Origin of the sequence: Sulfurimonas hydrogeniphila, assembly GCF_009068765.1 — a bacterium.
In the GTDB taxonomy this organism is placed as follows: domain Bacteria; phylum Campylobacterota; class Campylobacteria; order Campylobacterales; family Sulfurimonadaceae; genus Sulfurimonas; species Sulfurimonas hydrogeniphila.
This window is the reverse complement of record NZ_CP035534.1, coordinates 838136-852739: the sequence shown is the minus strand read 5'-3', so window position 1 is coordinate 852739 and position 14604 is coordinate 838136. Positions and strand designations below refer to the sequence as shown.

The window sequence follows — 14604 nt, the reverse complement described above, 5'->3', positions numbered from 1 at the left end:
TTGTTATAATACTAGCAATTACAGTTCCATAAACAATAAACAAGGATTTTACCAATGTCATTACGAGAAACAATCAACCAAGATGTAAAAAATGCCATGAAAGCAAAAGATACAAAAAAAAGAGATGCGCTTCGCCTCCTTACCAGTGCTTTTAAACAGATAGAGGTAGATGAACGAAAAGAGCTTAGTGATGAAGATGTCATAAAAATTATTCAGACACAGGTCAAACGCAGAAATGACGCTGCAAGCCAGTACAAAGAAGCAGGCCGTGAAGATTTAATGCAAATAGAACTTGATGAAATAACATACTATGAAGTTTATCTGCCAAAACAGCTCAGTGATGAAGAACTGCAAAATGAAATCAAAACCATCATTGAAAAAACAGGTGCTTCAAGCATGAAAGAGATGGGAAAAGTTATGGGTATGGCAAGTAAAGAATTAGCCGGACGTGCCGATGGAAAACGCATCAGTGATGCAGTCAAAAAAGCCTTGGCTTAAATCTTACCAGTCATCCAGGACGAAGCCCTTTGGCTCGTCATTTTCTACTTCTTTTACTTCAATATTTGTATTTATTTCAGGTGCAACAACTTTTTTTACTTCTGTTTTTTTCATCTGCTCTTCAAACTGTAACTCAAGCCCTTTACTTGTCATTATAAAGCCGTTTACATGTAACTTGCCGTCATGAATTTGTTTGTGATGCTCTTTGCACAAAGGCACAAGATTGTGTTTGTTGTCTTTGTGAAAATGCCCTATAAAACCTGCATCATCAGCCAGTGATTTTTGCGATATATGATGCACATCTTCTGCCACCGCACCGCAGATAACACATTTGGTCACATAAAGCTCTTTGTTGTACTTGGATTTTTTCTTCTTCACAAGCAGTTCAAGCTCGTCATAATCATTGGCAAGACGTTTTCTGATGGCATTGGCATTTTCCAAAAATTCATTGTCCATATGGAGCGATTTGGCAAATTCCAGTCCGTATATGCTGCTGCCGCTTCCGGCTTGAAGCACACGGTTAAATATCAGTGTATCTCTCTTCTCATCATACTCCACACTCAGGTGCAAATCTACAACATTGTCAAGCGAAGTAATTTCATTCATTGTTGAGAGTTGATGCAGGTGCGTTGCAAACAAGAACAGACATCGTGTCTCGGCAAGTTTTTGTATCGCTGCAGCCACGATGGCAACGCCTGAGAGTGTCTCTGTTCCGTGGCTTATTTCATCGCCCAAAACAAGCGATTTTACGGTTGAGCGGTTGAAAATATTTTTAAGTTCAAGCATTTCCACTGCAAAGGTAGAGAGTCCCTTTGCCAGATTATCCTTAGAAACTATGCGTGTAAAGAGAGAATCAAAAATACTGAATTTCATCACCGCAGCACTCACAAAAAAACCCGACTGCGCCATCAATACCGCAATGCCGATACTCTTCATCAAAGAGGATTTTCCGCTGGAGTTTATACCGTATAAAAGGACTCCGTTAATGTCATGCCCGTCATGCACAGCCACATCAAGCATCACCGTTTTTGGATGAGGCAGGTCCATATAGTCACGGTTTCCCATCACTATATCATTGGGAACATAGAGCCCGCCCCGCTCCTGCACTTCTATCAAAGGATGACGCAATTGCATAATCTGCATAAAATTTTCATCTTCTTGTGTTTCCACTATCATCGGTCTTGAATGTTTGTACTCCTGTGCGACCTTTGAAGAGCTCACTCCCACGTCCAGATCAGCCACATAGCTGATAACTCTGTCAAAAAGAAGTGAATAGCGTCTCTCAAAAAGTGCCTGAAGTTGGATATATCTCTCTTTTACCAAAACAACAATTTTTCGGCGGTTTTTCATGATATTGTCAGAAAGTCTGTCGGTAAAAGCAGAGGTGATTTTGACATTGTTTGTCAGTTTTTTTACACTGAAATCTGCAAAATCTTCCCGTTTTTTGAATTCACTCTCAATCAAAGAGAATCTGTTTTTGCTCAAAGAGATGTAATAGCCCTCTTTTTCCAAAAGTCCCAAAGTCACCATTTTTGTCGAACTTCCTGCATTGACACTTGTCAGAAGTGCTTCGATTTTCAAAATTATATCTTCAAAAGCAAGCATCATTACGCTGTTTTCTTTGACCAAAGTATCTATTGCCTCATCCACACCGCTCATCAAAAAGTTTTCATCTACCGTGGCATTGGTAAAACGCCGTGATATATCCAAATCTATCGTTTTAGTTATATCACGCAAGAACTCTTCCACTTCACTCTCATGAAAAGGCGTTTTTTGAATTTTATGCTTTTTGACATAAAGCATCAATTCCTTGACACTTACCATAGAATCATACATATGATTCATCTCAAAAGGATGCAGTCTGCCAAGACTTAAACGGCGAGAAAGCCTCTCAAGGTCATAAACACCCCGCATCATTTCATCCAAATACCTTACATGTGAAGCAACCCGTTCTATAAGATTATACCGACGTTCAAGTTCGTCTTCTTCCATTATCGGATTTAAAAGACGCTCTTTTAAGAGTCTTTTTCCTATAGCCGTTGCACTCTTGTCAAGCATTTTTAACAGTGTGAACTCTTTTTTGTCTTTGGAAATTATCCCCATCTGCTCCAGTGCATTGTTGCCCAGATACATAAAACGGCGATTGTCTATAAGACGGGGCATCGCCATCTTCTGCACTATATGATAATCATGTTCTATCACAAAATTGATGAGAATTGCCAAGGCTTCGGTAATCATAGGAGAGCGTTCCAAATCCAGATGCTCTATAGGAGAGAGCAGTGAACGAATCTGATATACCTCTTTAAAAAGTTCATTTTGAAACTCTATTTTTGCCCGTTTGTTGTTCACAGAATAATGATAATGTTCGGGAATTTCCAAATACTGCATCACATGACGCTGGTCATCAATCCCGTCTAAAAAAGTCACAACAATTTCACTCGTTCTGTAAACATTTAAAAGATTAAAAATTTCATCAAGTGCATAAGCAGGATCTTCACTTGTCCCGTGTGTCTCATACAGCCATGTTTTCCCCGTGGTTACGTCAATGGCAGCATACCCTACCGTATAAATATCACGAAACTTGTCAATCAAAACAGAAACAATGTAATTGTCATCATTGTCAATAATATGTTCAAAATTGGTACCGGGTGAGACAATTTGAGAAATATAACGACTGATCTTAGGAGGATTTCCCTTTTGCTTGACGACTATAACCGTATACTTCTGCTCCTGAATCAAACGGTTTAAGTAACGTTCAAACGAAACGGCAGGCACACCCGCAAGCAGAGGGTTTTTTTCAGAATTGTCTATAATTTTTTTATTTTTTTTCGTAAGCTGTATATTTAAAAGTTCCGCTATCTCTTTGGCTTTTCCAATCTGTTCTTCATCATTATTGACTTCATACACTTCAAAAAAAGTACCGATTTCCATAAAAACAACTGTATCATTCCCATACTTCTGCTCAAAAAACCGTTGTAAATCAAAATATATCTGCGTTAAAAGTTTTTCTTTATTGTTTAATATTTTATTAACATCTGATGACTGCATGTAACTCTTTTTTACTAAGCTTTATTTAGAATATGATTATATCATAAGAAGGATTTAAAAAGCGGTGAAGAGGTGTCAAGCGCAATCCAAAAATGTACCAAAGTACAATATATCACGACAGAGTTAAGAAACAGGCAGTTTACGCTTATACTGCTTATTTTAACTCCGCCGTTGACATCACACTTACAATTTGTGAGACCGTTCAAAATTCCATAAGTTCAAATCATAAATTTGACAGAAGTATTGAAATATATGTCTAACGGGATAGGACAAGAAAAAAACTGATTTTTAAAAAGGTGCTTGAAAGCTCGTATTTTAGGGATTTGTGGTGGACGAGGGGAAACTCGAAAAAAACCTATCCTGTATTTTATTTAATATGCTATAATTTAGTAAAAACATCGGAGTTTTTATTATGACTATTCGTATAAATACAGATTTTATCGATTATGTTGACTATATTGATATAGCTCAAGAAGCATTAAAAACTGCCCCTAAAAAATTGTTTGAAAAAATGATACGTTTGATTATTAATAGTATTCATACTCAAGAAATAGAATTAGAACGATTTTCATTGCAACTGGATGATATGCACACTTTTCCTGTTGATAATATAGAAGAATTTTATGATACTTTATTAAATGCTATTGATGACATAAAACTTTTCAAAAAGAAATTAGAGCAAATAAAAGATAAAGATATTCTTTTTGAAGAACTTTATATCCAAGTAGATAAACTTTATACTTCTTTGATTATTTTTTTAGACAGGATAGGTCAATTAGAAGTTCGTATTCTTCAAGAAAATAAAAAATCTGCTTAATATTATGGAGATTATCAAACTTCGCAATATCTTCGTACTGAAAAACAACTAATTAAAAAATATGTTCTTTCTCAAATCCAAATAAATGATACTTTAGAACTTTTTGAACAAGATCCAAATCATTCATCTTTGCACTATAAAAAAATGAATTGCAAGAAAGATAAAGATAGATATTCTATCCGAATTCCAAATACTCAATATCGTATTTTAATGAATTGTACTATTGATGTTATATATTTAGTTTGTGTATGTAGTCATGATGAGTATGATAGAAGAAATCGAGGGTGTTAGTAGCGAAATATATGTCTAACGGGGTAGGACAAGAAAAAAACTGATTTTTAAAAAGGTGCTTGAAAGCTCGTATTTTAGTGGTTTGTGGTGGACTAGGAGAGATTCGAAAAAATCCTATGCTGTTTATTTGACTTCATACACATAAAAGGTGTATAATTATACACATAAAGGAAGTGACATTATGAATACTACAAGATTAAACATTACATTACCTACATCACTTGATAATGATATTAATCGTTATGCAAAAGAGCTTAATACAAAAAAGAGCCATCTTATAGCTTCTGCCCTTGATATGTATTTTGATTATATAGACTTAAAAGAAGCAGAAAGAAGACTTGAGCTTAAAGAGCCTACAATTTCATTTGATGATATGTTTCAAGAGTTAGGTCTTGATGTATCAAATTGAATTTACATTTACCGCAAAAAAAGATTTTAAAAAAGTAAATAAACCTGATTTAAAATTTATTCGTGATAGTTTAAAAGATTTTTCGGAATTATTTTCTAAAGAATATGAAATTGCATTAATGCAAAAAGGTAAGATTAAAAAGCTTCAAGGGCAAAAAGAAGATTTATATCGTTTAAAACTTCGTTCTTATAGAGTTATTTATAAAAAGTATGATGATAAACTTATAATTTTAGTGATACATGTAACTACTCGTGAAAGTGCTTATAAATAGGCGTTTATTTGCAAAATATAATAAAGTGTGAGAATGTTCACTTAAGTACGATAATAACAAATAGTGGCCTGATTTTGATAAAAAAATATTCTGACAAATCCCTATATTGTTGACTTGCAAAAGATTTAAAAAAAGCTATAACTTGGCCACAATTACAATTTGTGAGACCGTTCAAAATTCCCTAAGTTCAAATCATAAATTTGACAGAAGTATTGAGATATATGTCTGACGGGGTAGGACAAGAAAAAAACTGATTTTTAAAAATGTGCTTGAAAGCTCGTATTTTAGGGGTTTCTGGTGGACGAGGAGAGATTCGAACTCTCGGTACCGTTGCCAGTACGCATCCTTAGCAGGGATGTGGTTTCAGCCACTCACCCACTCGTCCTTTTGAAGAGTGAGATTATAGTCATTATTTCATAATAATTAGCTTAAATCTGTGCTAATATTTTTTTAACGACCTCAGCAGGGTTCTCTGCCTGATAAATCGGACGTCCGACGACTATAAAATCAACAAGTGCTTCTTTGGCATAGGCAACATCGGCGACTCTTTTTTGATCCCCCGCATCTTCACCAAAAGGACGAATACCAGGAGTGAGTGTCATAAACTCTTTACATGTAAACTCTTTAATAGCCTTGCTCTCATACGCCGAACAGACAACACCGTCAAGTCCGCTTTCCATTGCATCTTTTGCAAACTGATTTGCTTTTGTTGCTATGTTCGCTTCATATATTGCCTGAAATTCCTCTTCACTAAACGATGTCAAAGCCGTTACAGCCAAGACCAATGGACGATTTTCATACTTTTTCAGTCTTTGCATCACAGTATTCATGGCACGTTTTCCTGCACTTGCATGAACATTAAACATATCGACACCAAGTCCTATAATTGACTCGGCAGCATCTGCCATGGTATTTGGAATATCATAAAGTTTTAGATCTAAAAATATTTTAAAATCGGGATTGATTTGCTTAATAGCCTGCAAAAATGCTTCGCCGTCGCGAATATAGGTACGCAGTCCGACTTTGAGCCAGACATCATAGTTTTTTATTTTTTCAATTAAAGCGAGATTTTCTTCTTTCGTAGGTAAATCAAGGGCAACACATAATTCCATACTAACTCTTTTTTGTGGAATTATAGCATGAAAAACTAAAGCCCAGACTGAAGTCTGGGTTCCAGAAAAGTCTTATTATTTGGACTTCACCATTGCTTCAATTTTGGCAACTATGCTTGGATCTTCCAGGGTTGAAATATCCTGAGTAATTGCCTCGCCTTTGGCAATTGAGCGTAAAATACGACGCATAATCTTTCCGCTTCTTGTTTTTGGAAGTCCCGGTGCAAAAACCATATCATCACAGATAGCGATGTTTCCTATCTCTTTTTTGATGATGTTATTAATTATTTTTGCCTCTTCAACCTCATCAGCCACGCCTTTGTCATCTTTTAAAACGATGTAGGCAAAAATACCCTCGCCTTTGAGTTCATGCGGTTTTCCGACAACGGCAACCTCGGCAACATTTTGATGTTTTTTGATGGCTGCTTCAATTTCGGCAGTTCCCATTCTGTGACCGCTGACATTAATAACATCATCAGTACGTCCCGTAATCGTGATATAACCGTCTTCATCATACACAGCACCGTCACCTGTAAAATAGACAGGTTTACCGTCTTTTTTCACATCACCAAAATAGGATTTTATAAATCTCTCTTCATCTCCCCAGACACCGCGAATCATCGAAGGCCAAGGACGTGTGACACACATATAACCCCCCTCTCCGACTTCAACTTTCTCACCGGTTGCCGGGTCCAGAATCTCTGCCATGATTCCAGGAAGAGGAAATGTTGCGCATCCCGGTTTGATAGGGGTTGCCCCAGGAAGCGGAGAGACTATATGCCCGCCTGTTTCTGTCTGCCAGTAAGTATCAACGATAGCACATTTGCTTCCGCCAACCTCTTCATAATACCATTTCCACGCAGGAGGATCAATAGGCTCTCCAACAGTTCCAAGTACTTTTAAACTACTCAAATCATACTTAGCCGGTTCATCTTCACCCATTTTATGCAATACACGAATCGCAGTAGGCGCAGTATAGAACTGGTTGATTTTATACTCTTCTACCATTTTCCAAGGACGACCCGCATCAGGATAGGTCGGAACACCTTCAAACATTACCGTTGTCGCACCCATTGCAAGCGGACCGTAAACTATATAGGTATGCCCGGTAATCCAGCCGATATCTGCTGTACACCAGTAGGTATCATTTTCTTTGACATCAAACACCCATTCCATTGTCATCTGTGCCCACAGTATATATCCCGCAGAATTATGCTGCACACCTTTTGGTTTTCCTGTTGAGCCTGATGTATAGAGCAGAAAGAGCGGATCTTCACTATCCATAACTTCCGCTTTACATGTAACGTCCTGCATTTTGATCAATTCATTATAAGAGTAGTCACGCCCTTCAACCCATCGTATATCTTCATTGTTTCTCTCAACCACGAGCACTTTTTTTACCGGCCCACCTTCTGCCAAAGCCGCATCCACCACCGGTTTTAACATATATGGCTTGTCTTTTCTGTAAGCTCCGTCAGCAGTGATCACAACTTTTGCATCCGCATCTTCAATTCTGTCTTTGAGTGCTTCTGCAGAAAATCCGCCAAATACTATAGAGTGAATGGCGCCGATTCTGGCACAGGCAAGCATCGCATAGGCAGCTTCGGGAATCATCGGCATATAGATGACAACTCTGTCCCCTTTTTTGACACCAAATTCATTTTTCAACAGATTGGCAAAGCGGTTTACATTGTAGTAAAGTTCCAAATAGGTAATAATCTGTTTATCGCCGCGATCTCCTTCAAAAATAATCGCCGCTTTATTCTTGCGTTTGTCTAAATGACGGTCAATACATTGTTCTGAAACATTTAACTTTCCGCCTTCAAACCATTTGACAAAAGGGTAATTCGATTCATCCATCACTTTTGTAAACGGCTCTTTCCAGCTCAGCTTTTCTTTGGCAAATCTGCCCCAAAATCCTTCATAATCTTCAATTGCTTCATCCTGCAAATCATGATATTCACACATGTTTTTGATTCTGGCAGTTTTTGCAAACTCTTTGTTTGGTTTAAAAATCGGTTTTTTTTCTATTTCTGACATTTATTTTCTCCTGTGTTAGTTTTAAGTAAATCATTGCTGTCATAATGGCATCATTTACAGCATTATGCACACCCATTTGAGGGATATTACAGTTTTTCAAGATTGTATCAAAACGCAAATCAATATTAGCTTGCGGTATCATTGCAATTGTTTTATCAAAATATATTTCAGAAACTTCAACCATTTTATTTGGCAGAGTGATTCCAAGCACGGGCTTTATATATTTGTTAATCATCGCAACATCAAACTCAAGATAGTACCCCACCAAAGTGGCACCTTTGATATAATTCAAAAACTCTTTAATTCCTTCCAACGGTTCTTTTGCATTCTCCAGGTCACATGGACGAATTCCGTGTATTGTTATACTTTTTGCATCAATTGCTCCAAAGTTTTTCAAATAAACTTCAAAAGTTTGTGATGTCAGTATTTTATTATTTTTAATCTTAACTGCACCTATAGAAAGTATTTCATCTTCTTTTGGATTGAGGCCCGTGGTTTCTGTATCGAAAACCACAATTTCATCACTTTGTTCAAAAAGAGAAGAAAAAGATTTATCTTTGAGTTTTGACAGATTTCTCTTTTTTTTCATCTGTTCAAACATAGAAAAAAGCATTACGAAACCATTTCCAAATGAAAATGAAAACTAATAAACTTTTTCAGTTTATCTACCACTTTAAAACTGTCTTTGAGCAAATCCCGGCTTGTTTTGTCCAAACCTTTTGGATTTATATAATTGATATTTTTTTGATCCTTTGCATACAGCATTGTTTTGAGCCTCACAGACAACAGAGTATCAAAACTTTCTATGAGTTCTGTCGCAAAAACTTTATCAAAAACACCTCGGTTGTTCAACTCTTTGATACGTTCGATTGTATTGTTTTTTTTGATTTTATTCTCCAGTGCCAGACATCTTATGCCGTGAACAATTGCAAATATGCCGCCTTTTTTCAAATCCAGTTTGTTTTCATGCTCTTTGTCAAGCTTAAAACCGCTAAAAAGAGAAATAGGTGTTTCAAAAAAAAGCGTTGCTTTTGCAAGATGTGCCAAAACATCATCTCTCTTCTCAAAACGCGCAAACAAATGTTCTTTTGCCGCATTCACTAAAGTACAATCACCCGCAACACACTTTGCATCTAAAAATATACTCAAGTTTTGTAAACTGTTTCCTTCAAAACTTGCTATCCAGTTATCTATTTCATTTTTAAAGTCCCCTAAATTACGACGCCAGTACGCATTACTGACCATAACATTGCCCTCACACTTTACAAACCCTATTTCTAAAAGCGCCCTGTTGAGTTTATGCATAGGCTCTCCAAAAAGTTCTGTATCCATATCATCGGCAATGATCAGAGCATTGTCCTGATCGGTTTTGAGTATCTGCTCCTCTCTGCCCTCAGAACCCATTATCATAAGAGCACATTTTTCCTGTAAAGATTCATCAACATACATCGTAAAAACTTTTGCATATATTTTTTGGTTGAGTGTTGCAACAAGTTTGCTGATATAACGTACTTTTACACCATTGGAATCAAGTGTTGTTACAAGATTTTTTAATCCGTTTTGAACCTCTTTTAAATCATCAATATTCTCTGCTTTGTCTATTTGCACAGAAATCAGGTAAGAATGGTTTGCAAAATAACTCAACAAATCCAACTGCTCTAGTATCCCGACAATTTCATCACCCTCTTTTACAACCAAGCGCTTAATCGCATTATGTGTCATAAGCACCAAAGCATTAAATAAAAAGTCACTCTTCTCAATAGCAATAATATTTTTAGATGCTATATGCACAATGGCATCACTTACATCATATTTACCCATCAAAACCTTCTCTTTCAAGTCCGTATCCGTAACTATACCGCAGCTGTTTTCATCCCTTACGAGAATACATGTAGCCTTAAGATTTTTCATTTCTTTTAAAGCATCTGCTATTGTTGTGTCTTGTGCAACAATACAAACAGCATGAAGATAAATATCTTTTACCTGAGATACCAAAAAAGGAGTTAATTGACTCTGCTGTGAGTATTCTTTTAAATGTTGATGGCGTGTAATAAAATCTTGTAAAAAATACTCTTGTATGCGTTTGTTTTGTATCAATTCCAAAAAGTCTTCTTTTTGAATCTCATAACAAATCAAATCTTCACTGACAACAAACCTGTTTTGTGTTGTCCCGTAAATCAAAGCATCCGCATCAAAGCTGTCACCTTCACCGTAAACAGTATGCAGTGTATCATCAATATACTCGGACACATATCCTTTTATGATGATATAAAAAGCGACAGATGGAAGATTTTTGCTGATGAGCAGCGTATCTTTAGGGTAATATGCAATGTCGATTTTTTGCATCAGCTTACTCAGTTCCTCTGAACTGAGTAAGCCAAAAGGGTGAATAGACTCAATAAGTTTTTTTTGGTCTAAGATGCTCATAGTTAATGCTCGGATGCACCCTCGGCACCAATACCTGTCTGACTTCTGATGTATTGTGCTTCAAAAGCCTCCATCTCTTGTGCTGCAGCCTCTGATTTGTCCGTTACTGAGAAAAACCAGATACCGACAAAGGCAACACTCACAGAAAAGAGTGCCGGATATTTATACGGGAAAATCGCTTCGGCATTGCCAAAAATCTGTACCCAGACAATCGGACCAAGGATGACAAGCATGACAGCTGTAGCCAGTCCCAAGGTTCCTCCGATGACAGCGCCACGCGTTGTAAGTTTTTTCCAGTACATGGAGAGTAAAAGTACAGGAAAGTTGGCAGAGGCTGCTATTGCAAACGCAAGCCCGACAACAAAAGCGATATTTTGCTTTTCAAATGCTATCCCCATAATAATAGCTACGATTCCCAGCACAACAGTAGCAATTTTTGAAACTTTCATCTCTTTAAGCCCGTCAATTTCACCTTTTTTGTACACAGAAGCATACAGGTCATGTGAAATTGCAGAAGCACCTGCCAGTGTCAGACCCGAAACAACGGCCAGAATTGTTGCAAATGCCACAGCAGAGATAAATCCAAGGAAGAAGTCACCGCCAACAGCATGAGACAAATGTATGGCTGCCATATTGTTTCCGCCAAGAATCGGGAAACCGCCGCTTATGGCCTGTTTTGCCAGATCCAGATACTGAGGATTTTTATACACCATTACAATTGCGCCAAAACCGATGATGAACGTCAGTATATAAAAATAACCGATAAAACCTGTCGCATAAAATACCGACTTTCGTGCTTCTTTTGCATTGCCTACTGTAAAAAATCTCATCAGGATATGAGGGAGACCTGCTGTACCGAACATCAAGGCGACGGCTAAAGATATTGCAGAAACAGGGTCCGAAACGAGTCCGCCCGGAGACATTATTTCTATACCTTTTAATTCTGTTGCATGGGCAAACAATGCTCCAAAACTGAAATCATAATGCGCCATTACAGCAATAGCCATAAAAGTAGCTCCTGAAAGCAGTAAGAATGCTTTGATAATCTGCACCCAGGTTGTTGCGAGCATACCGCCAAATGTTACATAAAGAATCATTAAAACACCAACCAGAATAACCGCTACTTCATACTGCAGACCAAATAAAAGCTGTATTAACTTTCCAGAACCGACCATTTGAGCGATAAGGTAAAGAATAACAGTTGCAATAGAACCAAATGCAGCCAATATACGAATAGGTTTTTGGCGTAGTCTGTAAGAAGCAACATCCGCAAAGGTATATTTGCCTAAATTTCGCAAAGGTTCTGCAATAATGAATAGAATAATCGGCCAGCCGACCAAAAATCCGATCGAATAGATAAGTCCGTCATACCCTTTGAGATAAACAAGCCCGGAAATTCCCAAAAAGGATGCCGCAGACATATAGTCTCCTGCAATGGCCATACCGTTTTGCAGCCCTGTAATGCCACCGCCTGCTGTGTAGAAATCTTTCGCAGACTTTGTTCTTTTGGCTGCCCAGTATGTTATGCCCAGAGTTGCACCGACAAAAATAACAAACATAACAATTGCCGGAACATTCAGCGGCTGTTTTTGAATTTCACCGTTGATAGTTCCGGAGGCAAATGCCGCGATACTGCCGAAAATTAAAAATAAAAATATTCTGTTAAACATCTAGGCGCTCCTTTAATTTGTTTTTTACTTTGTTTGCCAGATCATCAAACTCACTGTTTGCTCTTTTTGTATATATGCCTGTCAATATAAAAGCAAATACGATTACAGCCATACCGACAGGAATACCTATGGTTGTCACTGCCTCACTAGAGAGGGGCACTGCCAATGCCGAGGGATCAAAAGCTATTGTAAGTATAAATGCAAAATAGACTACAAGCATCGCTATTGTTAATTTTAGAGCAAAACCCTGTCTTGTCTTTACAAGTTTCTGGTAATCAGGATCTGCTTTTATCTGTTGTATCTGTTCTTTGGTCATAATTTTTCCTTGTATTAGAAATTATAGTTTGCAATGAGTCTGTACTCATTCCAACCGGTGTCACTTCCTGGAGTTGCTTCCGCAAATTTTCTGGGAAAATTTCCGCGAAAACGAAGCTGCAGTTTTTCAACTGCTTTTGGGTAGTATTTGATGTCAAATCCAGCTTCTGTTGCTGTTCTTGCTATACCGTATCCGGAGTTTGCATCTGTATCAAAAGCGACATAATAGGCAGCAGTTGAAAGGTTGATTCCATGTTGTTTGAAGTTATAGACAGCAGCAGCTTTTGTTGCTTTTGTTCCCGCTAAAAACATATGACGGGTCACCATACCTTGAGTATATGCCGGCATGCCGCCAAACTGTGTAAGTATCGCATTTTTGTAAGAATCATCTCCTGCATTGTTTGAAGATGTTTGGGAGTAGGCAATATATGCAGCAAAACCTTCATATTTTGCCCCGACTTTACCCGCCCAGTAAAAAGAATCTACCTCACCGGACCCTCCCAGCGGAGAGTACTGCATATATTTTCCGCCAACACTGTTTTGTTTAATCATCTGCACTTTTACAAACGGTTTTACATTACTGTTGAGCAGACAGTTCCAGGAGACTCCTGTGTCAGCGTAGAGTGTATTGTAAAGATTCCATGCATAATCATTTGAGACATCTACATGAAAGTTTTTCGCTGTATATTTCAGTTGAATATTTGTAACACCGGCAGTTTTTCTTCCGGTTGTTGCAAGTCCCAAGTTCAGATACTCTCCGGTTTGTACTCCTGTTGAAGCATTGATCCCTCTTGAAGTGTACCCTGAAGTAGCGGCAAGTATTCCGCCGGCAGAATAGATATTTGAGAATGTTCCATAAGCGATTCTGTCTACATGTGCTATCTGAAGAGTAATATTTTTCACATCCTTGCTTACAAACTTGTATGCTCTGAAAGTATTTGGAAGCGTTCTTGCATCATCTGATCCCATCATTAAAGAGTCATATCTCTGATAACCAAGCTTGGCATCACTTTTTAGCCCATATTCACTGAAACTGTATCCAAGATATCCCTCACCTAGAATTGAATATGACTTGTATCCGGTTCCAAGAAGTGCCGGTGACTGGGCAGTGTGTTGCTGTATACCCAAATCCTGCACTGTATAAAAAGCCGCAGCCAACCGAATACCGCTTAATGTAGCTGTTTCAAACTTGAGATGACCGCCTAAAACAGCAGCATCTCTGTGCGTATCTGCCCCTGAACCACCCTGATACTGTCTGTCCACATAAAACATTCTAATCTGACCGCTTGTTTTTCCTTTTGCAAACATGTCTTTTATGTCATCAGAAAGAACATGCACCTCTTGTTTCTCTTCAACACCGTGCTTTAACTTTATATTTACACCGTCGTAATCAGCATATACACTTGTCACCAATGCTGTAACAAACATACTTAATGCAATTTTTTTCATGTAATCCTCCACTTTTAGATAAGTGCCTGACAAGAATAAATAACATATTTAACAACATACAAAGGATTTAGTTGCAAGGCGAACTTTTGTTGGCGATGCTAGCATCGTTAACGGAAGTTCAACGCAGAAAATAAGTCCTTTGCATGTTGCCCTTCGGGTGAAGAGAGAAAACAGAACCTAACTTCGTTGAAAACCCTTGAAGCTACTAGTAGCTTCTGCGAATTTTCGCCTTGTAGCTTCTATTTTTTCTCTTCATT

At 37.7% G+C, this 14604-nt stretch carries 12 protein-coding genes and 1 tRNA gene; 4 read left to right on the top strand and 9 right to left on the bottom strand.

Features of this window, described 5'->3' with window-relative positions; all coding sequences use genetic code 11:
- Positions 1–54: 54 nt before the first annotated feature.
- Positions 55–498, top strand: coding sequence for a GatB/YqeY domain-containing protein (locus ETP70_RS04520; protein WP_151900063.1), 444 nt, complete (start codon positions 55–57; stop codon positions 496–498).
- 3 nt (positions 499–501) lie between these two features.
- Here ETP70_RS04520 and ETP70_RS04515 read toward each other — a convergent pair whose 3' ends face one another.
- Positions 502–3546: a MutS-related protein gene (locus tag ETP70_RS04515; protein WP_151900062.1), complete on the bottom strand. Its 3045-nt coding sequence runs from the start codon at positions 3544–3546 to the stop codon at positions 502–504.
- A 412-nt stretch (positions 3547–3958) separates the two neighbouring features.
- On the opposite strand from ETP70_RS04515, the gene ETP70_RS04510 reads away from it, so the two are divergent.
- From ETP70_RS04510 to ETP70_RS04500, 3 genes are all read left to right on the top strand, one after another.
- Positions 3959–4363: a hypothetical protein gene (locus ETP70_RS04510; RefSeq protein ID WP_151900061.1), complete on the top strand. Its 405-nt coding sequence runs from the start codon at positions 3959–3961 to the stop codon at positions 4361–4363.
- 472 nt (positions 4364–4835) lie between these two features.
- Positions 4836–5063 carry a CopG family transcriptional regulator gene (locus ETP70_RS04505; protein WP_151900060.1) on the top strand — a complete coding sequence of 76 codons (228 nt, stop codon included), beginning with the start codon at positions 4836–4838 and terminating at the stop codon, positions 5061–5063.
- A complete protein-coding gene (locus tag ETP70_RS04500) occupies positions 5050–5334 on the top strand; it encodes a type II toxin-antitoxin system RelE family toxin (RefSeq protein WP_151900059.1) in 285 nt (94 codons plus the stop codon). Before ETP70_RS04505 ends, ETP70_RS04500 begins: the two co-directional genes overlap by 14 nt.
- A gap of 295 nt (positions 5335–5629) precedes the next feature.
- Here the strand turns inward: ETP70_RS04500 and ETP70_RS04495 are convergent.
- The 8 genes from ETP70_RS04495 to ETP70_RS04460 all read right to left on the bottom strand — a co-directional run bounded on the left by ETP70_RS04495 (position 5630) and on the right by ETP70_RS04460 (position 14347).
- A tRNA-Ser gene (locus ETP70_RS04495) sits at positions 5630–5719 on the bottom strand.
- Positions 5720–5762: 43 nt separating this feature from the next.
- Entirely contained in the window at positions 5763–6446 is a 684-nt protein-coding gene (pyrF, locus tag ETP70_RS04490) for an orotidine-5'-phosphate decarboxylase (protein WP_151900058.1), read from the bottom strand.
- Between the two features lie 75 nt (positions 6447–6521).
- Entirely contained in the window at positions 6522–8486 is a 1965-nt protein-coding gene (acs, locus tag ETP70_RS04485) for an acetate--CoA ligase (RefSeq protein WP_188110048.1), read from the bottom strand.
- Positions 8455–9087, bottom strand: a complete 633-nt coding sequence (locus ETP70_RS04480) for a 3'-5' exonuclease (protein WP_151901497.1) — start codon at positions 9085–9087, stop codon at positions 8455–8457. The genes acs and ETP70_RS04480 overlap by 32 nt, the downstream gene beginning before the upstream one ends.
- Positions 9088–9098: 11 nt before the next feature.
- On the bottom strand, positions 9099–10913 hold the full coding sequence (locus ETP70_RS04475) for a putative nucleotidyltransferase substrate binding domain-containing protein (protein WP_151900057.1): 1815 nt from the start codon (positions 10911–10913) through the stop codon (positions 9099–9101).
- Positions 10914–10915: 2 nt separating this feature from the next.
- Positions 10916–12583 (bottom strand): cation acetate symporter, encoded by a 1668-nt coding sequence (locus tag ETP70_RS04470; RefSeq protein ID WP_151900056.1) that lies wholly within the window; start codon positions 12581–12583, stop codon positions 10916–10918.
- Complete coding sequence (locus tag ETP70_RS04465; protein WP_151900055.1) at positions 12576–12899, bottom strand: DUF485 domain-containing protein; 324 nt, start codon at positions 12897–12899, stop codon at positions 12576–12578. Before ETP70_RS04465 ends, ETP70_RS04470 begins: the two co-directional genes overlap by 8 nt.
- Before the next feature lie 14 nt (positions 12900–12913).
- Positions 12914–14347 (bottom strand): OprD family porin, encoded by a 1434-nt coding sequence (locus ETP70_RS04460; protein ID WP_151900054.1) that lies wholly within the window; start codon positions 14345–14347, stop codon positions 12914–12916.
- Positions 14348–14604: the final 257 nt, after the last annotated feature.

Coding starts and splice junctions, on each gene's coding strand:
- ETP70_RS04520 (WP_151900063.1), top strand. CDS start 55: ATGTCATTACGAGAAACAATCAACCAAGATGTAAAAAATGCCATGAAA.
- ETP70_RS04515 (WP_151900062.1), bottom strand. CDS start 3,546: ATGCAGTCATCAGATGTTAATAAAATATTAAACAATAAAGAAAAACTT.
- ETP70_RS04510 (WP_151900061.1), top strand. CDS start 3,959: ATGACTATTCGTATAAATACAGATTTTATCGATTATGTTGACTATATT.
- ETP70_RS04505 (WP_151900060.1), top strand. CDS start 4,836: ATGAATACTACAAGATTAAACATTACATTACCTACATCACTTGATAAT.
- ETP70_RS04500 (WP_151900059.1), top strand. CDS start 5,050: ATGTATCAAATTGAATTTACATTTACCGCAAAAAAAGATTTTAAAAAA.
- pyrF (WP_151900058.1), bottom strand. CDS start 6,446: ATGGAATTATGTGTTGCCCTTGATTTACCTACGAAAGAAGAAAATCTC.
- acs (WP_188110048.1), bottom strand. CDS start 8,486: ATGTCAGAAATAGAAAAAAAACCGATTTTTAAACCAAACAAAGAGTTT.
- ETP70_RS04480 (WP_151901497.1), bottom strand. CDS start 9,087: ATGTTTGAACAGATGAAAAAAAAGAGAAATCTGTCAAAACTCAAAGAT.
- ETP70_RS04475 (WP_151900057.1), bottom strand. CDS start 10,913: ATGAGCATCTTAGACCAAAAAAAACTTATTGAGTCTATTCACCCTTTT.
- ETP70_RS04470 (WP_151900056.1), bottom strand. CDS start 12,583: ATGTTTAACAGAATATTTTTATTTTTAATTTTCGGCAGTATCGCGGCA.
- ETP70_RS04465 (WP_151900055.1), bottom strand. CDS start 12,899: ATGACCAAAGAACAGATACAACAGATAAAAGCAGATCCTGATTACCAG.
- ETP70_RS04460 (WP_151900054.1), bottom strand. CDS start 14,347: ATGAAAAAAATTGCATTAAGTATGTTTGTTACAGCATTGGTGACAAGT.